This window comes from Bradyrhizobium algeriense (assembly GCF_003062295.1).
Lineage (GTDB): Bacteria > Pseudomonadota > Alphaproteobacteria > Rhizobiales > Xanthobacteraceae > Bradyrhizobium > Bradyrhizobium algeriense.
Genome location: NZ_PYCN01000021.1, coordinates 122,023 through 142,785, shown reverse-complemented (window position 1 = coordinate 142,785; position 20,763 = coordinate 122,023). Strand labels below are relative to the sequence as shown.

General features: G+C 62.5%; 22 protein-coding genes and 1 tRNA gene. 11 read left to right on the top strand and 12 right to left on the bottom strand.

What is annotated here, in order from left to right; genetic code table 11:
• Positions 1-231: 231 nt before the first annotated feature.
• Positions 232-307 (bottom strand) — tRNA-Ala (locus tag C7G61_RS30575).
• Between the two features lie 193 nt (positions 308-500).
• On the opposite strand from C7G61_RS30575, the gene C7G61_RS30570 reads away from it, so the two are divergent.
• From C7G61_RS30570 to folD, 3 genes are read left to right on the top strand one after another with little or no spacing between them, the layout of a single operon-like run.
• Entirely contained in the window at positions 501-791 is a 291-nt protein-coding gene (locus tag C7G61_RS30570; RefSeq protein WP_108520813.1) for a YggT family protein, read from the top strand.
• A 30-nt stretch (positions 792-821) separates the two neighbouring features.
• Entirely contained in the window at positions 822-1,154 is a 333-nt protein-coding gene (locus tag C7G61_RS30565; RefSeq protein ID WP_108520810.1) for a DUF167 domain-containing protein, read from the top strand.
• A 1-nt stretch (position 1,155) separates the two neighbouring features.
• A complete protein-coding gene (folD, locus tag C7G61_RS30560) occupies positions 1,156-2,040 on the top strand; it encodes a bifunctional methylenetetrahydrofolate dehydrogenase/methenyltetrahydrofolate cyclohydrolase FolD (protein WP_108520807.1) in 885 nt (294 codons plus the stop codon).
• A gap of 99 nt (positions 2,041-2,139) precedes the next feature.
• Here the strand turns inward: folD and C7G61_RS30555 are convergent, their stop codons facing one another.
• From C7G61_RS30555 to C7G61_RS30545, 3 genes are all read right to left on the bottom strand, one after another.
• Positions 2,140-3,621, bottom strand: coding sequence for a M20 family peptidase (locus C7G61_RS30555; protein WP_108520854.1), 1,482 nt, complete (start codon positions 3,619-3,621; stop codon positions 2,140-2,142).
• A gap of 155 nt (positions 3,622-3,776) precedes the next feature.
• Complete coding sequence (ppa, locus tag C7G61_RS30550; RefSeq protein WP_108520805.1) at positions 3,777-4,307, bottom strand: inorganic diphosphatase; 531 nt, start codon at positions 4,305-4,307, stop codon at positions 3,777-3,779.
• A 188-nt stretch (positions 4,308-4,495) separates the two neighbouring features.
• Positions 4,496-5,005 carry a GNAT family N-acetyltransferase gene (locus C7G61_RS30545; RefSeq protein ID WP_108520852.1) on the bottom strand — a complete coding sequence of 170 codons (510 nt, stop codon included), beginning with the start codon at positions 5,003-5,005 and terminating at the stop codon, positions 4,496-4,498.
• A gap of 289 nt (positions 5,006-5,294) precedes the next feature.
• Here C7G61_RS30545 and C7G61_RS30540 point away from each other — a divergent pair, with 289 nt between their 5' ends.
• Genes C7G61_RS30540 through C7G61_RS30525 form a run of 4 tightly spaced genes read left to right on the top strand, consistent with a single transcriptional unit; the run spans position 5,295 to position 8,431 of the window.
• The gene (locus C7G61_RS30540; RefSeq protein WP_108520803.1) at positions 5,295-6,194 is read left to right on the top strand and encodes an alpha/beta hydrolase family protein; all 900 of its coding nucleotides are present in this window, start codon (positions 5,295-5,297) and stop codon (positions 6,192-6,194) included.
• Positions 6,191-6,658, top strand: a complete 468-nt coding sequence (locus C7G61_RS30535; RefSeq protein ID WP_108520801.1) for a DUF2269 family protein — start codon at positions 6,191-6,193, stop codon at positions 6,656-6,658. Before C7G61_RS30540 ends, C7G61_RS30535 begins: the two co-directional genes overlap by 4 nt.
• Before the next feature lie 6 nt (positions 6,659-6,664).
• Positions 6,665-7,984, top strand: a complete 1,320-nt coding sequence (locus C7G61_RS30530) for an SDR family oxidoreductase (protein ID WP_108520798.1) — start codon at positions 6,665-6,667, stop codon at positions 7,982-7,984.
• 39 nt (positions 7,985-8,023) lie between these two features.
• Positions 8,024-8,431 (top strand): thiol-disulfide oxidoreductase DCC family protein, encoded by a 408-nt coding sequence (locus C7G61_RS30525; protein WP_108520850.1) that lies wholly within the window; start codon positions 8,024-8,026, stop codon positions 8,429-8,431.
• A gap of 10 nt (positions 8,432-8,441) precedes the next feature.
• Here the strand turns inward: C7G61_RS30525 and C7G61_RS30520 are convergent, their stop codons facing one another.
• From C7G61_RS30520 to typA, 4 genes are all read right to left on the bottom strand, one after another.
• Positions 8,442-9,272 carry a protein NO VEIN domain-containing protein gene (locus C7G61_RS30520; RefSeq protein ID WP_108520847.1) on the bottom strand — a complete coding sequence of 277 codons (831 nt, stop codon included), beginning with the start codon at positions 9,270-9,272 and terminating at the stop codon, positions 8,442-8,444.
• 4 nt (positions 9,273-9,276) lie between these two features.
• Positions 9,277-9,537: a hypothetical protein gene (locus tag C7G61_RS44095; protein ID WP_145963708.1), complete on the bottom strand. Its 261-nt coding sequence runs from the start codon at positions 9,535-9,537 to the stop codon at positions 9,277-9,279.
• A gap of 267 nt (positions 9,538-9,804) precedes the next feature.
• Positions 9,805-11,064, bottom strand: coding sequence for a flavin monoamine oxidase family protein (locus tag C7G61_RS30515; protein ID WP_108520796.1), 1,260 nt, complete (start codon positions 11,062-11,064; stop codon positions 9,805-9,807).
• A gap of 164 nt (positions 11,065-11,228) precedes the next feature.
• Positions 11,229-13,055, bottom strand: a complete 1,827-nt coding sequence (gene typA, locus C7G61_RS30510; protein WP_108520794.1) for a translational GTPase TypA — start codon at positions 13,053-13,055, stop codon at positions 11,229-11,231.
• Here typA and C7G61_RS44090 point away from each other — a divergent pair.
• Together C7G61_RS44090 and C7G61_RS30505 are read left to right on the top strand one after the other, a co-directional pair.
• A complete protein-coding gene (locus tag C7G61_RS44090) occupies positions 13,054-13,401 on the top strand; it encodes a hypothetical protein (RefSeq protein WP_145963707.1) in 348 nt (115 codons plus the stop codon). The two genes, typA and C7G61_RS44090, sit on opposite strands and share 2 nt — an antisense overlap.
• A 291-nt stretch (positions 13,402-13,692) precedes the next feature.
• On the top strand, positions 13,693-14,088 hold the full coding sequence (locus tag C7G61_RS30505) for a response regulator (protein WP_108520792.1): 396 nt from the start codon (positions 13,693-13,695) through the stop codon (positions 14,086-14,088).
• Positions 14,089-14,110: 22 nt separating this feature from the next.
• On the opposite strand, the gene C7G61_RS30500 is transcribed toward C7G61_RS30505, so the two are convergent.
• Positions 14,111-15,673, bottom strand: coding sequence for an alkaline phosphatase D family protein (locus tag C7G61_RS30500; protein WP_108520790.1), 1,563 nt, complete (start codon positions 15,671-15,673; stop codon positions 14,111-14,113).
• A gap of 91 nt (positions 15,674-15,764) precedes the next feature.
• Complete coding sequence (locus C7G61_RS30495) at positions 15,765-17,186, bottom strand: TAXI family TRAP transporter solute-binding subunit (RefSeq protein ID WP_108520788.1); 1,422 nt, start codon at positions 17,184-17,186, stop codon at positions 15,765-15,767.
• Between the two features lie 216 nt (positions 17,187-17,402).
• Between C7G61_RS30495 and C7G61_RS30490 the strand changes: the two genes are divergently transcribed.
• Positions 17,403-17,708 carry a 4a-hydroxytetrahydrobiopterin dehydratase gene (locus C7G61_RS30490; RefSeq protein WP_108520785.1) on the top strand — a complete coding sequence of 102 codons (306 nt, stop codon included), beginning with the start codon at positions 17,403-17,405 and terminating at the stop codon, positions 17,706-17,708.
• 104 nt (positions 17,709-17,812) lie between these two features.
• Positions 17,813-18,199, top strand: a complete 387-nt coding sequence (locus tag C7G61_RS30485) for a YkvA family protein (protein WP_108520845.1) — start codon at positions 17,813-17,815, stop codon at positions 18,197-18,199.
• 8 nt (positions 18,200-18,207) lie between these two features.
• Here the strand turns inward: C7G61_RS30485 and C7G61_RS30480 are convergent, their stop codons facing one another.
• Together C7G61_RS30480 and C7G61_RS30475 are read right to left on the bottom strand one after the other, a co-directional pair.
• Positions 18,208-19,386, bottom strand: a complete 1,179-nt coding sequence (locus tag C7G61_RS30480) for a TAXI family TRAP transporter solute-binding subunit (RefSeq protein ID WP_108520783.1) — start codon at positions 19,384-19,386, stop codon at positions 18,208-18,210.
• Positions 19,387-19,438: 52 nt separating this feature from the next.
• The gene (locus C7G61_RS30475; protein WP_108520781.1) at positions 19,439-20,323 is read right to left on the bottom strand and encodes a hypothetical protein; all 885 of its coding nucleotides are present in this window, start codon (positions 20,321-20,323) and stop codon (positions 19,439-19,441) included.
• Positions 20,324-20,763: the final 440 nt, after the last annotated feature.

Below are 20,763 nucleotides of genomic sequence, written 5' to 3'. Positions count from 1 at the left end.
CGGACGTATCAGCTTCTTGATCTCTCGAAGCGACGCCGCCCACAACGCAAGCGTCTCCTCAATCGACGCTGCCCGCGTCCACGATCTCCGAATCATGGTTGCCCATGGATTCAGAAACCTTCCAAGAACGCAACTGTAATGCTAGGCCCGCCGTCGCCCTTCGGGCTATGGCGAGGCAGCCTTCGCTACGAGAGGGCTTGCCTAGCCGAAGCAGGCGCAGCCTGCGAAGGCTGGTGGAGCCAGGCGGGATCGAACCGCCGACCTCGTCATTGCGAACGACGCGCTCTCCCAGCTGAGCTATGGCCCCGTCGCGACCGCCTCGAAGTGACCCGAAGCGATCGACAATCGGCGCCATTTACAATCCGGCCCAAGGCCAAGTCAAGAACGGTGCAAGAAATCTGAAACGGTCGATTTTGGCGTGATTTTGCCGGGAACTTCCCTTGTTTGCGGGGGGATGAACCGATATCTAGCTGATACCCCTCCTCACGAGCCCCCTCCACATGCGCGCTCTCCTCGATATCGTCATCATCGTCCTTGACCTCTATGTCTGGCTTTTGATCGCTTCGGCCATCCTGTCCTGGCTGATCGCCTTCAATGTCGTAAACACGCGCAACGGCTTCGTCGCAGCGGTGGCCGAGTTCCTGTACCGGATTACCGAGCCGGCGCTGGCACCGATCCGCAGGTTCATGCCCAACCTGGGCGGCCTCGACATCTCGCCGATCATCCTGATCCTGATCATCTTGTTCATTCAGCGGGTGATCGCCTACTACATCTACCCCAACGTCGTCTGATCGCGGACGCCGATAGCTGATGGATGCTCGATGGATCCTTGGCGCTATTCCACCGAGGGCATCAGCGTCGCGCTGCGGGTGACGCCGCGAGGCGGTCGTGACGACATCGATGGGATCGAGACGCTCGCCAACGGCCGTTCGGTGGTGAAGGTTCGTGTCCGCGCCATCGCCGATGGTGGCGAGGCCAACCGTGCGGTGACCGAGCTGCTGGCAAAAGTGCTCGGCGTGCCGAAGGCGAGGGTGAAGATCCTTTCGGGCACGACCTCGCGCCTCAAGCAGGTCGCCGTCGACGGCGATCCCAGGGTTCTCGGCGAAACGCTTCGGAAGGCGGCAGCTGCAAAGGTTGAAAAGACGAAGGATTGAGATGACGGCACGCATTATCGACGGAAAGATCATTGCGGCAGAGCTTCGCGCCCGTGTCGCCGACGAGGTCGCCTGGGTCAAACGCGAGCATCAGCTCACGCCGGGCCTTGCCGTGGTGCTGGTCGGCAACGATCCCGCCAGCGAGGTCTATGTCCGCAGCAAGCACACGCAGACCCAGGCCGCCGGCATGGCCTCGTTCGAACACAAACTGCCCGCCGATGTGGCGCAGGCCGATCTGCTGGCGCTGATCGCAAAGCTCAACGGCGATCCGGCCGTGCACGGCATTCTCGTGCAATTGCCGCTGCCGAAGTCGATCCATACCGAAACGGTCATCAACGCGATCGATCCCGCCAAGGATGTCGACGGCTTGCATCCCAACAATGCCGGCTGGCTGGCGGGCGGCTTTGCCGCGCTGTCGCCATGCACGCCGCTCGGCTGCATCATCCTGACCAAGAGCGTGCATGCCTCGCTGGAAGGCATGAATGCCGTCGTGATCGGCCGCTCCAACCTGGTCGGCCGCCCCCTGGTGCAATTGCTGCTCAATGAAAATGCCACGGTGACGATTGCGCATTCGCGCTCAAAGGATCTGCCGCAACTCTGCGCCCGTGCCGACCTGGTCTACGCTGCCGTAGGCCGACCAGAGATGGTGCGCGCCGGCTGGATCAAGCCCGGTGCCACCGTGATCGATGTCGGTATCAACCGCACGCCATTGCCCGACGGCAAGACCCGCCTCGTCGGCGACGTCGCGTTCAAGGAAGTCGCCGAGGTCGCAGGCGCCATCACGCCGGTGCCCGGCGGTGTCGGGCAGATGACGGTGGCGTGCCTGCTGGTGAATACGCTGCGCGCGGCGTGTGGGATTCACGGGCTGCCGAAGCCGGGTGTGTGAGTTGGGGGTCATTCCGGGGCGATGCGTCAGCATCGAACCCGGAATCTCGAGATTCCGGGTCTGGTGCTAGCGCACCATCCCGGAATGACGACTACGTCGTCACCCCGCCGCATTCTCGATCAGCCGCCGATAAAACCGGATCATGTCGGCATAGCCCTCGACGGGAAGGCGCTCGTTGGTGCCGTGGAAGCGCTTCAGGTCTTCCGAATTGGCACGCACCGGCGAGAAGCGGAAAATCTTGTCCGTAATGCCGGTGTAGTGGCGCGAGTCGGTGGCGGCGACCATCAGGCCGGGCGCGACGATCACGTCCGGATAGATTTCCCGGATGGTCCGGTTGAGCATCTGGAACGACGGGCTTGAGGTTGCCGTCACCGGCGGCGGGTCGGTGTTGCCGGCAAACGGTTTGATGGAAATACGGTCATTGGCGATCGTGCTGCGCACGTGCTCGATCACGCTTCCCTGCGTGTCGCCAGGGATCAGGCGGAAGTTGACGGTGGCTTCTGCATTGCCGGGCAAAACGTTATCCTTGTCGCCGGCGTTGAAGATCGTCAGCGCGGTGGTGGTACGCACCGTCGCTTCCGTCGGCCCGCTCTTTTCGAACTCGCGCAGCAACAATGGCCTGAACAGCCAGAGGTTCGACAGCACCACGCGGTTGAAGCCGGACATTTCGGGCGCGAGCGTGTCGAACATCTCCGCGACCGTGCTGCGGATCTGCATCGGCAGGCGGTGATCTTCCAGCCGCGCTAGCGCCGCACTCATCATGCCGATCGCTGTATCGCGCGGTGGCATCGACGAATGGCCGGGCGTCGCCTGCGCGTTCAGCACCAGCGTGGCATAGCCCTTTTCGGCGACGCCGATCAGCGCGGCCGGCTTGTCGAGGCCCTTCACGATGCCTTCGGTGATTAGCAGGCCCTCGTCGAGCACGAAGTCGAGGCGGATGCCGCGCGAGGCGAGTAGCGCCGCGATCGATTTGGCGCCGGCGATACCCGCGGTCTCTTCGTCATGGCCGAACGCAAAATAGATCGTGCGTTTGGGGCGGAAACCGGCCTTGACCATGGCTTCGGCAGCCTCAAGCATCGAATAGAGGTTGCCCTTGTCGTCCCAGGAGCCGCGGCCCCAGATGAAGCCGTCGGCGATCACGCCGTCAAAGGGCGGCTGTTGCCAATCCTTCTCGGTGCCCGGCGCCACCGGCACGACATCCTGATGCGCGAGGAATGCGATCGGCTGCGCCCTCGGATCGGAGCCCGCCCATGTGTAGAGCAGGCTGTAGCGACCGACGATTTCGCGTTTGGCTGCGGCATGAAATGCCGGGAAGCTCTTTTCGATATGCGCGCGCATGCCGCGGAGTGCTTCGGCGTGCTGGTCGGGCTTTTCGTAGCTGGAGATGGTCCGGAATCGGATCGCTTCGGACAGGCGCCTGGCCGCCGCCTGTGCGTCGACCTCGGCGCGCGGCACGGCCGCCACCTGAAGCTGCCGCGACCCGTGGGTGAGGGTGTTGAATGCGAGTACGCCGGCGAGGATGATGATGACAGTGATCGCGAACAGCAGGATGTTGCGGACGATCCTTATGACCCGGCGCATGATCAGCCCCACCATTTCGTCATGCCCGGCCTTGTGCCGGGCATCCACGTCTTAGCAGTATAGCGGCGCCGAAGACGTGGATGGCCGGGACATCTAGCGCGAAGACGCGCTTCGCGCTTTTGCCCCGGCCACGACTGCAAAAATGGCTATTCGTTCTACTTCTTGCTCGCCCGTTCGATGCCTTCCAGGATCAGCCGGTGGGCGTCCTCGGCGCCGCCCCAGCGCAGCACCTTCACCCATTTGCCCTTCTCGAGATCCTTGTAGTGCTCGAAGAAGTGCTGGATCTGCTGCAGCGTGATGTCGGGAAGGTCGCTGTAAGTCCTGACCTTGTCGTAGCGCTGGGTCAGCTTGGAAGACGGCACTGCGATGATCTTCTCGTCGCCGCCGGCCTCGTCTTCCATCAGCAACACGCCCACGGGGCGCACGCTCATCACGGCGCCCGGCACGATCGCGCGGGTATTGGCGACCAGCACGTCGCAGGGGTCGCCGTCGCCCGACAGCGTGTGCGGGATGAAGCCGTAATTGCCGGGGTAGCGCATCGCCGTATAGAGGAAGCGGTCGACCACCAGGGTGCCGGCTTCCTTGTCCATTTCATATTTGATCGGCTCGCCGCCAACCGGCACCTCGACGATGACGTTGACGTCGTGTGGCGGATTTACTCCGATCGGAATGGCGTCAATGCGCATAAAGGGCTCCGCTTGGCGTTGAGGGAAGCGCCCGGAACGGGCGCGTGTTGGCGTCGGTTTAGCCCTGCAGTGCAGCAGGGGGAAGCCTCAAATACAGCCTGATCGGGAAAAGTCGGCACGCCTTTCGTCGCGATAAACACAAGCGTTTGCGCGGAGGCGATGCTCAAATTCAAAGAAATAGAACAGACTCAGTTGGTCCAGGCGAAAGCGACCTTATCGAGCGACTTCGGCCCGAACTTCTCCGAGGAGCGGGCCACCATCCGGCCGCCGAGCGCACGGTAGAATTCCGTCGCCGGGTCGTTGTCAGACAGCGCCCAGATCACCATGCTCTTCAGCCCGCTCTGCATCAGATCGCGCCGGGCAGCGGTGAAGAGACGGCGGCCGAAGCCGAGGCCCTGGAATTCCGGCCGCAGATAGAGCTCGTAGATCTCGCCTTCGAAATGCAGGCTGCGGGCGCGGTTGCGGCCGTAATTGGCGTAGCCCGCGACCTTGTCGCCGAATACCAGCACGCTGACGCGGCTGCCTTTGCGGATCGCGCTGTCCCACCATTGCGGGCCGCGACGGTTGATGAGTTTTTCGAGCTCGGCGCCGGGAATGATGCCCTGATAGGCGGAACGCCAGGCTTCATCATGGGTAGACGCCACCGCGGCTGCGTCTGCAGCCTTGGCCGGTCGGACCTCGATCAGGGTTGTGCTCATGACCTGATCAAAGCAAGTCGGCGGGCCGTCTTCAAGGTCCATCGTTAATTATCGGTTAACCTGTGGATTTTCTGCATCAGTTTTATCTTCTTGTGTATCGAAAGAGGACAACGGCCCTGTCCTTAACGGTATTTGCCGATAAATGCCGGGCGAAATGGTTGTCAGAACTACCTGCGGAAACGTCTCCGCGAATACCGTTCACGGAAAAATGGGCTGGATTTGATTCGCCGGCGGTATTCTGTTGGTGACTTCGCAAATTCGCCCGCCCTCGGCTGTGTCAGGCCCGTTCATGCATCCGCCAAACCTGCTTTTTGCGCTGGTTCTCGTGGCCGCGCTCGGTGTGAAGGCCGCATCCGCGCAGCCTGCCCTTGGCGCACAGGGCGCGGAGGGCGAACCGCACCGGCTGCAGCAATGGCTGGTACCTTCTCCCGATCCCGCAACCGCAGCGCATGCGGTGCTGTTCAGGCCGCCCGGCGAGGGACCATTTCCGCTCGCCGTGATCGCGCACGCCTCCACCCAAAACGTGTTGCGGCGGGCGCAGATGCCGCAGCCCGAATACCGCGCGCTCGCCGCCTGGCTGGTCGCGCGCGGCTTTGCCGTGCTGGTGCCCGAGCGTCCGGGCCATGGCGCGACGGGCGGAAAATATCTCGAAGATCAGGGCGGCTGCGACGAGGCTGATTACGCCAAATCCGGCCGCGTCACGGCCGATGAGATCGCCGCCGCGGTTGGCCTTCTGCAGAAGCAATCCTTCATCCGCCCCGAGGGCATGGTCGTGATCGGCCATTCGGCCGGCGCCTGGGGCGCGCTGGCGTTGGCCAGCGAAGATCCGAAGAACATTGCCGCCATCATCGCGTTCGCGCCGGGCCGCGGCGGGCATGCTAATGATTTTCCGGGCCGGGTCTGCGCGCCGCATACACTGACGGCCGCGGCGGGCGAGTTCGGCCGGGCCGCGCGCGTCAAGGTGACCTGGCTGGTGGCTGCCAATGACAGCTACTTCTCGCCGGCGCTGTCGCGCCAACTGATCGACGCGTTTCGTGGCGCCGGCGGCAAGGCCGATTTTCACGTGCTGTCGGCCCATGGCAGCGAGGGGCACTGGCTGGTGGAAACCGAGGGCGGGGTAAAACTCGCCGGAAGCGAACTCGATCGTGCCTTGAAGGCGCGACCGGCAACCACGGCGAAGAAGCGATGACGCTGTATTTCCTCGTCAAATATCTGCATGTGGTGGGCGCGATCGTCATTCTCGGCACCGGTGCCGGCATCGCGTTCTTCATGCTGATGGCCCATCGCAGCCGGGACGCGGCCTTCATCGCGCGCACGGCTGAAACCGTCGTGATCGCCGACATGCTGTTCACACTGACGGCGGTGCTGCTGCAGCCGGTGAGTGGCGGCGTGCTGATGTGGCTGTCCTCCACCATGTGGAGCGAGCGCTGGCTGATGACCTCGCTTGGGCTCTATGCGGTCGCCGGGCTGTTCTGGGTGCCGGTGATCGTCATGCAGATCGAAATGCGAGATCTCGCACGCAAGGCGGCTGAACATAACCTGGAGTTGCCGCCACGCTATTTCGCACTTTTCCACCGCTGGTTTCTGTTTGGGATTCCCGGTTTTGGCTCTGTCATGGCTATTCTCTGGCTGATGATCGCCAAACCGCTTTAGGCAAGCATGAACGCCGGCATCCGAAAAATCCTCGTGCTCGGCGCCTCCGGCCTGATCGGCCGGTTCGTCACCGATGATCTGCGCGGGCGGGGATTTCCCGTAGTGGGTGTCGCCCGCAAACTGTCCGCCTCGCAGAAAGGCGGCGCGCTCGATCTTGAACTGCCTGTCATGTCGATGGAAGCGGCCACGCTGGCGCGGCTGCTGCGCGATCACCGCATCGATGTCGTCGTCAATTGCCTTGGCGTGCTGCAGGACGGTCCCGGCAGCGACACTGCCGCCGTGCATTGCGATTTCGTCGCGCGGCTGTTGCAGGCGATCCGCGACAGCGACCGTGCGATCCGGCTGGTGCATATCTCGATTCCCGGCACGACCGAGACCGACCGAACTGCTTTCAGCACCACCAAGCGCGAGGCCGAGCGGCTGATTGCGGAATCCGGCGTCGCGTTCACGATCCTGCGGCCGGGCTTCGTGGTGGCGCTTGCGGCCTATGGCGGCAGCGCTATGGTGCGCTCGCTCGCGGCGTATCCGTTCGATCTTCCCGCCGCCGAGCGGGCCGCGCCATTCCAGCCGATCGCCATGGAGGACATTGCCGCGACCATCGCCTGGCTTGCCGCGCGCGCTCCGAGCGAGGCGAACGCCGTAACATGGGACCTGATGCAGGAGCAGCCGGTCACGCTCGGTGACGTGATCGATCAATTCCGCGAGGTGTTCGGCACCGGCAGATGGTGGCGCATCGTGATGCCGGCGTTCCTGCTCGATCTCGGCGCCAGGCTCGGCGATCTCGCAAACCAGTTCGGCTGGATGCCGCCGATGCGGACCACCGCGATCGCGGAACTGCGCCGCGGCGTCAGCGGCGACCCCGCCGACTGGATCGCCGCCACCGGCATCGTGCCGAAGCGCATCGAACAGACCGCTGGAAAACGCCCGGTGACCATTCAGGACAAATGGTTTGCCCGGCTGTTCCCGATCAAGGCCCTGATGATCGCAAGCCTCGTGCTGTTCTGGGTGGTCTCGGGCTTCATTGCGCTGGTGATTTCCTATGACGCTGCGGCGGGAATCCTGAGCAGCCACGGCTTTCCGCCGGCGCTGGTTGCCCCCATCACCATCGGCACCAGCCTGATGGATATGGGCATCGGCATGCTGATTGCGTTCCGCCGCACCGCGGCATTCGGTCTGATCGCGGGCATTGTCGCCTCGCTCGGCTATATGATCGGCGCGGCGATCCTGACGCCGGACCTCTGGATCGAGCCGTTAGGCGCGCTGGTGAAGACCGGCCCCGCCGTCGTCCTGATGCTGGTGGCGCTGCTGACCCTGGACAACCGATGACACCGAACCGATGACCCCAAGCCTATGACCCCAAAACCCGTGACTCAATGGCCCGACGATGACGTGATCCTCTATGACGGCGTCTGCGTCTTCTGCTCGCGCTGGGTCCGCTTCGTCGCTACCCGCGACGTGGAGCGAAGATTCCGCTTCACCGCGATCCAGTCACCCTATGGCACGCGGCTGGCGCAGGCTTTTGGTATCGATCCCAACGATCCCGACACCAACGCCGTTGTGCATGGCGACGTGGCCTGGTTCAAATCCGATGCTGCCCTGACGGTGCTGAGCTCGCTGCCCGGCTGGCGATGGACACGCGCGTTGTTCGCCGTGCCGAAGCCAATGCGCGATGGCGTCTATATGCTGGTCGCGCGAAACCGGTACCGGATTTTCGGGAAGTATGAGGAGTGTTTCGCGCCGGATGCGAGCATGAGAGCGCGGGTGATGGAGTAGGATTACGGCTTCACTTGAAAGATGCTTCAAATGACAGGGGCTCAAGATGAATGAATTTGTCCAGCGGAGGCGCAAGCTCGAACATTCGGGGAATCTTTGAAAAATCGTACAGTCGGCAAATCCGAAATTCCGTCGGCCTTTCCTTTGAAAACGATAGCTCGTTCCTCGTCAGATAGAATGGAGCAGTCTGCGAGCCGACGGTTGTCTTTACCTCAAGAAACCGTTCACGGCCTTTTTGATCGAAAGACAAAATATCGTAGCCGGCACCATCACCTTCCTCTTTAGATATCCAGCGGACCTTTCTTGCAAGGTCAGGTCTGTCCGCCTGCCGCAGACGCTGCTGCTCAAAATTGAAGATCATTTCTTCGCCGTCATACCCGAGCCTGCGATTGATGAAATCGCGTTCGGCAGGATTGAACTTCCGCACGAGTCGTTGAACGATCTCCGGCCGTTCCTTCTTTTGCTCAAGCAGAGGAGGAGGTTCTATGAAAAGCGGAGGTCGTTCAGTGAAAGCCCTAGTCAAGGCTTCCGGATGCTGGGCAGTCGGGTGTTTCAGGATATATCGCTCTATCGCGTTCACGATCGACTTCTGAAAATGTACCCTCGGCTTGTATCCGTTGATCCAGGGCAAATCGAGCTGCTGTAACACCGCTGAAATGTTATGATGCTTGAATTCGATCGAGCTGTTGCTGCGATCGATCTGAGCCATGAGAGCCTTCCGATGCTGGGTCTTATCGTAGGATAGCCGCCGTATTTCGGCGCTCAGCATCGAGTAATAGTCAGCAACGATCAGATCGAGTTCCTCGACCGTCCAATCCTTGTTGCGTTCGCCGTCAGCCATTTCGTCAGTACTGATGCGGGGCCACCACTTGATCTGGATACAGCCAAACTGGCTTTCTTGGCTCCAGATCGTGCTTTTCGCCAAACCATCGTACAAACTCAAATGGTGGCTCTTTTTCCTTCCAATGGGATTTCAAGAACTCGTCGTCTACCCCGGCATCTTCGATGGTTATCGCATAGACCTCTTCAAGCCGCAGATCGACGACGCGTCGCCAGTCTGTGAAGCCGATCTCTGACAACGACCAGCCATCTTTGTGAGGGTTCATTGGGAGCCTGCACCTATCTCAACAGGATCTGCTGAGACAGCAGGATAGTTTGTCCGCTAGAGCTGAGCAACGTTCAATTGGAACGTTGTTCACCGGTGAGGCGTAACTTGAGCAGGATGAAATTGGCCTTGGCAGTGGCGAAGACCATCTACGTGCTCCGAACGCCAGCCGGTCTGAGAACCACGAGCCTGCCCTATTTCTACTTTGCATGGGGTTGTTTTCGAGGTTTTGTGTCTAGGTGCCCCTTGGCGACCCGACCAGTCCGATTTATTGGCCCGCGAGCGTCGCCATCACTTCCTCCGCCGCCCTCTCCCCACTGTCCCGTGCCCCATGCGCGGTCGAGAAAAACTCCGGCGAGGTCGCCTCTCCCGCGAAGAACAATCGTGCGTCGACGGGAACTGCCAGCACCGCCCGATCCCCCGCATGGCCCGGCAGCGCGTGCGAATACGAACCGCGCGCGAAGGGGTCATGGGCCCAGCGCGATTCCGCAAGCGGCTTCAGCTTGCGGCGAAAATCGTTGCCGAGGATCGAGACGATCTCGTTGATGCTCTCCGCCGCGAGCGCGCCGGGGCCGGCGTCTTCCAGCGATTGCGCAAAACGACCGCCGAAAAAACCTTCGATGCAGGGTTGGCCGAACGGGCGCAGATGATAGGTGCCCATTGCGGTGCGCATGGTGGCGGCGCGCAGATTGCCCTCTTTCGGCAGCGCCTCCGGCTCGTCCAGCGCGAGCGTCACCTTGTCGGCGAGGCCGAGCGGCAGGCCGCGCGCGGCGTCGACCTTTGCCGGCAAGGGCGGGTGAAAGCGGATGGATTCGTCGGCGATCAAATTGGTCGGCACGGTGACGACGACCTTGTCGGCCATCAGCGTGCCCTGAGAGGTCTCGATGCGGACGCGCTTTGCCGAATGATCGATCAGCGTCACCACGCAATTGAGCGCGAGCGGGCATGTCGCGCCATAGGCGGCAATCAGCGCGCCATAGCCGCGGCGGATACGCCAGTTGATGTCGGTATCCTCGTAGGCGTCCATGTCGAGAATCGAAACCTGGTCGAGTTCGCAGCCGTTGACGTAGGTCGAGATCGCATCGATCATTGGGTTCCAGCGGTTGCCGGGTTCGAGGAACAGGCTGGCGGGAACGTCGCGGCCGCTCTGCTCGGCTTCGATCGCAGCCTTCTCGGCGCGATCATAGAACGCATCGAGAGCGCGCATGTAGTCATCGCGGTCGTCTTGCGGAAACGCCTTGCCATAGGCGCGCTCGCGCCAGGGCGGCAGCGACTTGTTGATTTCGAAATTTAGTTGCTCGGCAATTTTGACGAAGGAGTTCTGGTCCGCGGAATGCAGCCAGCCGCAGCCGACGTCGAAGGTGACGTCGGGCGAGGCCATGATGGTGTGCGCCCGGCCGCCGACGCGGTCGCGCGCTTCCAGCACGAGGACGGAAAGACCGGAATTCTTCAGCGCATTCGCGGCGCCGAGGCCGGCTGCACCGGCACCGATGATGGCGACATCGACTGAGGAGGGGAGGGACGACATGCCCTTGCCTCTAGCATGTTCGTGGTCGCGTCTAAAGCCGCGGCATGCATAGCTGTCATCATCCGCGAAAGCGGATGATCCAGTACGCCGCGGCCCCTCGGTTCTATCTCAGGCGCTAGTGATTACTGGATGCCCCGCCTTCGCGGGGCATGACGGGAGGGTGCTTACGCCACCGCTTCCTTGGCCTTTTCCGCGCGCTTGCGGTCGTTGGCGTCCAAAAACTTCTTGCGCAGGCGGATCGACTTCGGGGTCACTTCGACCAGTTCGTCGTCCTCGATATAGGCCAGCGCCTTCTCCAGGGTCATCCGGATCGGCGGCGTCAGGCGCACCGCTTCGTCCTTCGACGTGGTGCGGATGTTGGTGAGCTGCTTGCCCTTGAGCACGTTGATCTCGAGGTCGTTGTCGCGGGTGTGCTCGCCGACGATCATGCCCTTGTAGACCTTCCAGCCCGGCTCGATCATCATCGGGCCGCGGTCTTCCAGCTTGAACATCGCGTAAGCCACTGCTTCGCCCTGGTCGTTGGAGATCAGCACACCGTTGCGGCGGCCCTGGATGTCACCCTTGTAGTTCGCGTAGCCGTGGAACAGGCGGTTCATGATCGCAGTGCCGCGGGTGTCGGTCAGCAATTCACCCTGATAGCCAATCAGGCCGCGGGTCGGCGCGTAGAACACCAGGCGGAGCCGGTTGCCGCCGGAGGGACGCATCTCGATCATCTCGGCCTTGCGCTCGCTCATCTTCTGCACGACGACGCCGGAGTGCTCCTCGTCGACGTCGATCACGACTTCTTCGATCGGTTCCTGCCACTGGCCGGTCGCCTCGTCCTTCTGCAGCACGACGCGCGGACGCGACACCGAAAGCTCAAAGCCTTCGCGGCGCATGGTCTCGATCAGGATCGCGAGCTGCAATTCGCCGCGGCCCGATACTTCCATGGCATCCTTGTCCGTCGCCTCGACCACGCGCAGCGCGACATTGCCTTCGGCCTCGCGCAGCAGGCGGTCGCGGATCATGCGAGAGGTCACCTTGTCGCCCTCGGTGCCGGCGAGCGGCGAGTTGTTGACGATGAACGACATCGATACCGTCGGCGGATCGATCGGCTGCGCCACCAGCGGCGTTTCAACCGACGGATCGCAGAAGGTATCGGCGACGGTGCCCTTGGTGAGGCCCGCAATCGCAACGATGTCGCCGGCGTCGGCTTCCTCGAGCGGGGTGCGCTCGATGCCGCGGAAGGCGAGGATTTTTGTGATACGTCCCTGCTCGATGGTCTTGCCGTCGGCGCCGAGCACCTTCACGGCCTGGTTCGGCTTGATCGAGCCCGAACTGATGCGGCCGGTGATGATGCGGCCGAGATAGGGGTTGGCTTCGAGGATGGTGCCGATCATCCGGAACGGGCCTTCCTCGACGGTCGGCGGCGCGACGTGGCGCACGATCAGGTCGAACAGCGGCTGCATGCCGGCATCCTGGGAGCCGTCCGGGCTGTCGGCCATCCAGCCCTGCTTCGCCGATCCGTACAGAATTGGGAAATCGAGCTGCTCCTCGCTGGCATCGAGTGCTGCGAACAGGTCGAACACTTCGTTGATGACTTCGGTCGGGCGCGCGTCGGGGCGGTCGACCTTGTTGATGACGACGATCGGCTTCAGTCCGACCTTGAGCGCCTTGGAGACCACGAACTTGGTCTGCGGCAGCGGACCTTCGGCCGCGTCGACCAGCACCAGCGCGCCATCCACCATGTTCAGGATGCGCTCGACCTCGCCGCCGAAATCGGCGTGGCCGGGGGTGTCGACGATGTTGATGCGGGTGTCCTTCCACTGCACCGAGGCCGCCTTGGCCAGAATGGTGATGCCGCGCTCGCGCTCCAGGTCGTTGGAGTCCATCGCGCGCTCGGTCACCTTCTGGTTTTCGCGATAGGTGCCGGATTGCTGCAGCAGGCGGTCGACGAGGGTGGTCTTGCCGTGGTCGACGTGGGCGATGATGGCGACGTTACGAAGGTTCATGGCTCTTCTTCTGGTCGTGCATGGTGGATGCGCGATCTCACCGGAAAACCGGGACCCACTTTTCCGGATCGCGCTTCTAAAACCTGGAATACCGGCGCGTGATGACGCTTCTTCGAATTGTCATCCCGCTCCATCTATTTTGTTTGAGCATGATCTCCGGGCAAACGCGCACCGCGTTTATCCCGAGGGAAAACCGGTACCCGCTTTTCCGGATCATGCTCCGGGGGCGCTTTCCCCCCAAAAAGGAAGCCCGGCCAAAAAGACCGGGCAATACCTTACGCGTTGCGGCGCAATATATTCAGAAAACGCCAAAAAACAATGGTTTGTTTGGCATTTGGTTAGCTGATTTTGGGTATGGAGCCGCTCAATTGCCCTTGTCGGGGTCGGGGCAAATCCTCGCAAAACCTCGTCAAATGGGCTTTGACGGCCTCATTGCACTGGCCCGGTCCCCCAACTCGGGTACAATAATCAATCTGAGGCCGTCGATATGTTCACAAGTGGACAGACGACGGAACGGCGATATGGTGGTTTCAGTTCCGGGGTCGGCGGATGCGCTTTCAGGCGTCAGCCGGGTGCACAATTGCCGGGGCTTCGGCCCGGTCTCCGATCAAAATTTCAAACCTGAACTGGCGAGAGCATGGAACCCGGCCGCAGCGACGGCTCGCCTAATGACGGCTTGCCCAACGATGTCTTGATCGTCGAGGACGATCCAATCATCGCGCTCGATTTCGAAGACACGATCTTGGGGTTTGGCGTGAAGACGGTGCGGGCCGCTGCGAACGTGGCCAAAGCGCTCGATATGATCGCCGACCGGCCGCCGGAATTCGCGCTGCTCGATGTCAGCCTCATCCGCGAGAAGAGTTTTGCCGTGGCCGAACGGCTGGAGGCACTCAAGATTCCATTTGCCTTTGTCACCGGCTATGGCGCCGACGCCCGGCTCCCGGTCGCATTCGCGGCGAAGCCGCGGCTACCCAAGCCCTATTCGACCGATGCACTGCAGGCGCTCTTGAAGAATTGCGGCATCAGGCCTTGAGCGGTCGCGGCCTGCGCAGCGACTATACGGGTTTGGGATCGAGCGTCGTCGACCATAGCGCGACATCGGCGCGATCGCGCAGGGTCACGGTCAGCTGGCCGGTCTTGCCGTCGATCCTGACGTGGCCGAAGAACTGCATTCCGGCCGATGGCGGCAGGTTTTGATTGCCGGGCCCCGGCGCCTTGATGAACTTCACTTCCGGTCCGAAGGTGTTGTCGAGGTCGTTCGGTCCGAACGTGCCGGCGTGCAGCGGCCCGGCGACGAACTCCCAGAACGGGTCGAACTCCCCAAACTGCGCCTTGTCGGGGTTGTAGTAGTGCGCGGCGGCGTAGTGCACGTCCGCCGTCAGCCACACGGTGTTGACGACGCCTGACGTCTTGATGAAGCGCAGGAGGTCGGCGATCTCCAGTTCGCGGCCGCGCGGCGGCCCGTCGTTCTGCGCAACGGCCTCCGAGCCCTTCTTGTTGCGAGCATCGTCATAGACGATGATGCTGAGCGGCATGTCGGATGCGATCACTTTCCAGGTGGCGCGCGAATTCAATAGCCCCCGTTTCAGCCAGGCGAGTTGCGCAGGTCCGAGAAAATAGCTTTCCGGCCCGTAGGCCGTCTCCTGGTTCGGGCCGTTGGCGCCGCGATAGCTGCGTTCATCCAGCATGAACACGTCGAGATGCGGACCGTAATTCAGCGCGCGATAGACCCGCCCCGGCTCCGTGATGCTCTCGCGCATCGGATACATTTCGTGGAACGCGCGTGCCGAACGGGCCGCGAGCGCGGTGATGTTGCGTTCCTTGTAGGCCGCAGGCAATTCCTTCGACAGCGACCAGTTGTTGACGACCTCGTGGTCGTCCCATTGCACGAAGACCGGCACTTCGGCGTTGAACGCGCGCAGATGCTCGTCCATGAAATTGTACTTGTGCGCGGCGCGGAATTCGTCGAGCGTTTCGGCGACCTTTGACTTTTCCGGGGTGGTCACATTCTTCCAGACCTTGCCGTCGGGCAGCGTCACCTCGCTCTTGATCGGTCCGTCGGCATAGACGGTGTCGCCGGAGTGCAGCAGGAAATCCGGGCGATGCTTGCGCATGGTGGCGAAGGCGAACATGCCGCCATCGTCAGGGTTGATGCCCCAGCCCTGTCCGGCAACGTCGCCGCCCCAGACGAAATTGACGTCGCGGCGATCGCCAGGGGCGGTGCGGAACCGCCCGACCACCGGCTCGCTTTCGATGCCGATGTGCGCGAGGTCGCGAAACCGGACACGGTAGAGGATCTCCTGCCCGGCAGGCAGGTTTTCCAGCAGCATTTTCGCGGTGAAGTCGCTTTCGGGCAGCGCCGCGATCGGCGGCAGCGTCCGCGCGTTGGCAAAGGACTCCGTCGTGGCGACTTCGACCAGCATTTGCGACGGACGGTCGGCGCGCGCCCACACCACGCCGCCGTCAGTGCCGACGTCGCCGGATTGCACGCCGCATGTCACGACCGGCCGGTCGGCGGCGCGGCTGAGATAAGGCATTGCGAGCGCGCTGATGGCGCCTGCGCCAGCGGTGGAGAGAAAACGACGCCGGGAAAATCCGCGAGAAACCCTGAACGTCATGCAAGCCTCCTTGGGTCCGGCGCCAGAATGCAATAATAGCGGCGACAGACGTAGAAAGAATTGATGACGGTTCGATTACCGGAATTGCAGATCAGGCGTTGCTGGCCGCGCGGAATTGCGCGCTCGCCCGCTGCAGGTTTTGCGGCATGCTCATCAACAGCGCCTTGCGGTCGGCCACCGCGTTGTGGAACTGCTCGATCGCGATGTTGAACGCAGTCAACGTGCCTTCCTCGATCGTCCCGTGCTCGTAGCATAGCAGCGTGTGGCGCAGAATAGCGTCCGCTTCCGACTGCATCTGGTCGAGCTCTTCCATCGAATCGCATTGACGCGCGGTGGCGAGCATGTCGAGCAGCCGGTCGCGCTGCGAGGTGTTGACGTTGCGCTCATCCTTCTTGAGATAGCCGGCGAACCAGGCGCCGGCGGAGCCCATCGCCGACAGCGCCATTAATGCCCACCAGATGTAATCGCTGTAGCGGTCGAGGAAGGTTTTTTCCTCGCCGTCGACAAAGGCGGCGGCGCCGGGATGAACGGGGATCGTGGCGTCTTTGTCGGTATCGGGCGTCTCGATCTTGGCGGCCAGCGGAAATTCGTTCTTCAGCGTCTGGCGGATTGCAAACAACTGCCGTGTAAAGATGGCGACGGTCGATTCCGCAACGCCCCTGCGCGCCACGATGTGGTGCGAGAAGCTGATGGTCTTGACCTCTTCCTCGGGCCGGCTTGGCGCGCTGCCAAACGTCCCGGCCGGGATCTCGGAGGCCTCATAGGCGGGATGGTTCTGCGCAATAGCCTCGGCCGAATCGATCGCGAGGAATTTCGGCGTGCCGCCGTCGCGCGCGGAGGCCGCGATTGCATCCGCCGTGATCTTGCTGTTGACCGGGCCGGCGGCAAGATAGGCGTCGGCCTTCTGGTTGCGAATGGCCTCGGCAGCCTCGTTGGCGGGGAACTGGACGATCTCGACCTTCGCCGGATCGACGCCGTATTGCCGCAGGATCACCTTGAGCAGATTGACGTTGGCTTGGGTGCGACCGACGACGCCGATGCGGCGCCCGGCGAGCTGGCCGATTTTCGTGACGGCGGGCGCGGCCTTCCTGCCCTTGGTCTTGGCCGCAGGCGGCACCCACAGCACCACGACGTTCTTGCGCAGCGTTGCCACGGCCTGCGCATTCTTCGGCACATCGAGGTCGCCCCTGATGATGGCGAGATCGGCCTTGCCTTCGCCGAGCAGATTGGCGCTCGCCACCGCGCCATCGGTCTGCACCGGGCGCAACCGGACCACGCTGTTTCGCTGGTTGTTGAAGGCCTGCGTCAGGTTCTGAACGACCTTGAGGTCGTCGCTGTTGGCTGGGCCGACGGCGATCCGCAGGGTCACGGGCCGCATGGCAAAGTAATAGCCGGCCACCAGCGCACCGACGATGGCCAGCACGCCAGCCAGCGTAACGAAGGTCAGCCGTCGTTTCGCTGAGCGGGGCGAAGGTGGGGCCGGCTGTTCCGAAAGAAGGGGGCCGTCGGTCATCAATCCCTGGATGATCGTTGGAGGTGCAACTTCATGCCGCCGGGCACACTTACACGAGCACCCTAGCAAATTTCCCGCCTAACCATTGTTACATCTGCGTCATGGTTACCGGCGCCGCAAACCGCCATTGGCACCCGTTGCGGCCCATTTTGGGCGAGGGATCTCCGATGCGGCCTTCGGTGTTAGGGTAGAAGCGATCTGAAACGGGAGGCGATCATGGCGGAACGGCTGTCGGCGGAGGCACGGAAATCGGCGCTGGCGGAACTTCCCGGCTGGTCCGAGACGCCCGGACGCGAGGCGATCGGGCGGACCTTCACCTTCAGGGATTTCAACGAAGCCTTCGGATTCATGTCCCGCGCCGCGCTGGTGGCGGAAAAGAACGACCATCATCCGGAATGGAAGAACGTCTACAAGACGGTGGAAGTGGTGCTGGCGACCCACGACGCCGGCGGCGTCACCCGGCTCGACATCGATCTGGCCAAGGCGATGAATGCGATCGCGAGGCAATTGGGCGTCACCTGAGTTCGCGCGCCCGCGATCTTGCGGGGCGGGGCGGACATCCCCAATTCTTGAATCATACGATCGGCCGCGGCGATCTGCCGCGCCGGATCAGAGGGAGCGCCGCGATGGCATCGTCCGACCACACCGCAGGTTTCGATCCGGCCGACCGGCTGGCGCAGGACCGTGAAAGCGTGCGTCGGCGCTTCTGGATCAAGTTCAAGCAGGTGGTGGCGCAGCTTCCCTTCGCCGAAGACCTGCTCGCAGCCTATTATTGTGCGTTCGACAGGGAGACGCCGCGTCACGTGCAGGCGGCGCTGCTTGGCGCCGTCGCCTATTTCATTCTGCCGCTCGATTTCATGCCGGACATGCTGCCGTTGCTCGGGTTTACCGACGATGCCGCCGTCCTGGCCACCGCCATCCGCATGGTCGCGGGCCACATCACGCAGGAGCATCGCGATGCCGCCCGCGCGGCGCTGAAGCGCGGGATCGACACCGCTGGAGTGACGGAATAGCCGGCGCTCTAGCGCTGCGCCGGCTGGGGAGCCTGCGCCCTCGTGCCTCGCTCGGCCTCCCAGGCCTGGAATTGCCTGAACAGGGTTTCCTTGTCCGCGTCCGACTTGACGTTTGCCGCGGTCGCAGGGCTCTGTTTCAGGAATTCATCGAACCTGGCGCGCGACACGGCCTCGACGTTATGGCTCTTGAGCCATTGATCGGCGACCGGCAGACGCTGCCAGTCGGGCAACGGCGCCGACAGCGAGACCTCCTTCCACTTCGGGTGGAACGGCGGGTTCTGGAACGTCGGGAACTTCGTGAAAAACGCGTCCACGAACAGAGCCAGCTTGCGATAGCGGTCGGTGTTGGGGGCCCAGTTGTAGGCGGCGAGCACCGCAGGCACGGCGATGGTATCGACCTTCCCCCCTTCCGCAATCAGGTTGGGATAGTCCTTCGACGTAAGGGTCGCGGGCAGATAGTCGGTCTGCAGCGGCCGCGAATAGTCGACCGGAACGAGGTGGAAACGATCGTCCTTGAAGCCTGCGACCGACTTGTAGGGTTTGCCGCCGACCGCAATCACCGCGTCGATCTCGCCGGCCCTCATCTTCTCCATCGCGATGCGCTGTTCGAGATAGAGGAAGTTAGGCTTGATGCCGAGCCGCTCGAACACGATCGCCGCGGTGACGAAGGTGCCGCCGTTGGGAAGATCGACACTGACCTTCTTGCCGTTGAGCTGGTTGATGTTGGTGACCGATTTCGAGGCGAGGACGTACATCTCTTCATTGTAAAGCTTGGTCACATAGGTGAACTGCTTCTTGATGTCCTTTGCGAAGCCTTTTTTCTCCAGATAGTCGAGCGTGTCGGCTCGCACGATGCCGAGGTCGACGCCCTGCAGGAACAGGATGTCGGCGACGCTCTGCACAGAGCCGCGCCCGACGATCGGAAGTACGCGTAACTTGTTTCCGTCGTCGAGCACGGAAGCGAGGTCGGCACCGAATTGCACATAGGTGCCGCCGATCGTCCCCGAGATCAGTGTGACCGTATTGGCGTTCAGCGCCTGCTTGGTGGCGACCGAACCGAACTGAAAAATGGCCTTCAGGCTTTCGCTGACCTTGGCCGGATCGTACTCCGTCTCTGCCGCCCGGGCCGCCGTGTTGCTGCATGCCATCGTCATGGCGAGCAATGCCATTCCGAACAAATGTCGCATAAATACCTCTCGCGCTGGTCTTGAGTATTTCTCTAATTCAGTAGTTGATTGCCTAGTTCTGCAGCTGACCGAGCCGCCGCTTCGCGTCTGCTGAACCGAGTTGGGCGGCCTTCTGATACCAAACCCGCGCCGCTGCCGGATCGGGCGTGATGCTTCGCAAGTCCTGGCTGCCCAGCACCAGCGGATCATACGTTCCCGCCAGCATCAGGGCGGCTTCCGCCTCCTGGGCGTCCGCGGCCCGTTCGAGCAGCAGTCGGGCGGAAGTGATGTCGCCGATCGCAAGCAGGCTCTTCGCCCGCTTTAGCAGCGCCGCAAGCTCGTCCGGATCGATACGTCGAACCGGAGCCGCTTCACGCGTCACCGGAACGGGCTCACGAACGACCGGAGCGACCGCGACCACCGGGGTCGTCGGTGTTACCGCAGCGACCTCACGGGCGGCTTCGCGCGCCACCGGCTCGGGTACCGCGACTTTGCCCTTGAGCGCACTCTGATAGGCGGCGGCGATTTCGTCGCGCGTCGGCGATGCCGATGCCAGCGCATTGGGCGGCGTGCGGCGCGCAGCCGCAACTTCTGCTCCGGACGGTTCGGCGGCGAGCGGCGGCGCGGCAATGCGCTGCGGCTGCGCAGGCTCCGGCATCGCCGCGGCGAGCTGAGCGGGCGGCGGCGCGCTGCCGCCACCACCACCGCCGAGCGAGGCGTTGAAGATGACAGCACGGGTCGAGTCGATGGAAAACAGTGCGAGAACGGCCGCTATTGCCGACACCACCACGACGCCGGTTACGATGCGCCCCGCGCGCGCCTTCTTCAGCCCACCGCTGCCGAACCGCCGGTCGCCGCCCGCGAAAGCATATTCGGAAAGCTGCTGGTGAGACTCTTCTTCGTAGTTGGAGAGGAAAAGCGGTACCGGCTCGTGCGGCGGAAGCTCCTCCGGCAGCACATCCGTCCGCTCAAACGACAGCGCAAAGGGCTGCTCGTATTGAGGCTGCTTATACTGAGGCTGCTCATACTGAGGTTCCGGTTCATATTGAGGTTCCGGCTCATACCGTAGCTGCTCTCGTAGCTGCGCGTATCGAGACTGATCCGCTTCGTACAACCGAGGATCGCTGATAGCTTCGTCGAACCGGTCAAACGGATCTCTTGGCTGTGTTGGCAGCCTGGTATTCTCCGCCATTGGATGATGCTCCCCACTACTGAACGCAACTACGGGCGTCCCCTGCACCTTGCTTCTTGCTCTTGTCGACGTACAGGAGCCCCTTTACTGATGGTTAAAGTCGCACACGGAATGGGCTCAAAAAACGGCGCCGGGCGGTGCGAATGAGGAGATATTTTGGTTTGATTGAGGCAAAGAAGCGGCATAAGGGGGTTTAGGAACACGCA

What these genes read in the sequence shown, in the direction of transcription:
- C7G61_RS30545 (WP_108520852.1), bottom strand. Translation starts at nt 5,005, where the DNA reads ATGAGCACAACCCTGATCGAGGTCCGACCGGCCAAGGCTGCAGACGCA.
- C7G61_RS30535 (WP_108520801.1), top strand. Translation starts at nt 6,191, where the DNA reads ATGACGCTGTATTTCCTCGTCAAATATCTGCATGTGGTGGGCGCGATC.
- typA (WP_108520794.1), bottom strand. Translation starts at nt 13,055, where the DNA reads ATGAACCTTCGTAACGTCGCCATCATCGCCCACGTCGACCACGGCAAG.
- C7G61_RS30530 (WP_108520798.1), top strand. Translation starts at nt 6,665, where the DNA reads ATGAACGCCGGCATCCGAAAAATCCTCGTGCTCGGCGCCTCCGGCCTG.
- C7G61_RS44090 (WP_145963707.1), top strand. Translation starts at nt 13,054, where the DNA reads ATGGCTCTTCTTCTGGTCGTGCATGGTGGATGCGCGATCTCACCGGAA.
- C7G61_RS30500 (WP_108520790.1), bottom strand. Translation starts at nt 15,673, where the DNA reads ATGACGTTCAGGGTTTCTCGCGGATTTTCCCGGCGTCGTTTTCTCTCC.
- C7G61_RS30555 (WP_108520854.1), bottom strand. Translation starts at nt 3,621, where the DNA reads ATGCGCCGGGTCATAAGGATCGTCCGCAACATCCTGCTGTTCGCGATC.
- C7G61_RS30480 (WP_108520783.1), bottom strand. Translation starts at nt 19,386, where the DNA reads ATGCGACATTTGTTCGGAATGGCATTGCTCGCCATGACGATGGCATGC.
- C7G61_RS44095 (WP_145963708.1), bottom strand. Translation starts at nt 9,537, where the DNA reads ATGAACCCTCACAAAGATGGCTGGTCGTTGTCAGAGATCGGCTTCACA.
- C7G61_RS30485 (WP_108520845.1), top strand. Translation starts at nt 17,813, where the DNA reads ATGGCATCGTCCGACCACACCGCAGGTTTCGATCCGGCCGACCGGCTG.
- C7G61_RS30540 (WP_108520803.1), top strand. Translation starts at nt 5,295, where the DNA reads ATGCATCCGCCAAACCTGCTTTTTGCGCTGGTTCTCGTGGCCGCGCTC.
- C7G61_RS30570 (WP_108520813.1), top strand. Translation starts at nt 501, where the DNA reads ATGCGCGCTCTCCTCGATATCGTCATCATCGTCCTTGACCTCTATGTC.
- C7G61_RS30520 (WP_108520847.1), bottom strand. Translation starts at nt 9,272, where the DNA reads ATGGCTGACGGCGAACGCAACAAGGATTGGACGGTCGAGGAACTCGAT.
- C7G61_RS30505 (WP_108520792.1), top strand. Translation starts at nt 13,693, where the DNA reads ATGGAACCCGGCCGCAGCGACGGCTCGCCTAATGACGGCTTGCCCAAC.
- C7G61_RS30565 (WP_108520810.1), top strand. Translation starts at nt 822, where the DNA reads ATGGATCCTTGGCGCTATTCCACCGAGGGCATCAGCGTCGCGCTGCGG.
- ppa (WP_108520805.1), bottom strand. Translation starts at nt 4,307, where the DNA reads ATGCGCATTGACGCCATTCCGATCGGAGTAAATCCGCCACACGACGTC.
- C7G61_RS30495 (WP_108520788.1), bottom strand. Translation starts at nt 17,186, where the DNA reads ATGACCGACGGCCCCCTTCTTTCGGAACAGCCGGCCCCACCTTCGCCC.
- C7G61_RS30490 (WP_108520785.1), top strand. Translation starts at nt 17,403, where the DNA reads ATGGCGGAACGGCTGTCGGCGGAGGCACGGAAATCGGCGCTGGCGGAA.
- folD (WP_108520807.1), top strand. Translation starts at nt 1,156, where the DNA reads ATGACGGCACGCATTATCGACGGAAAGATCATTGCGGCAGAGCTTCGC.
- C7G61_RS30515 (WP_108520796.1), bottom strand. Translation starts at nt 11,064, where the DNA reads ATGTCGTCCCTCCCCTCCTCAGTCGATGTCGCCATCATCGGTGCCGGT.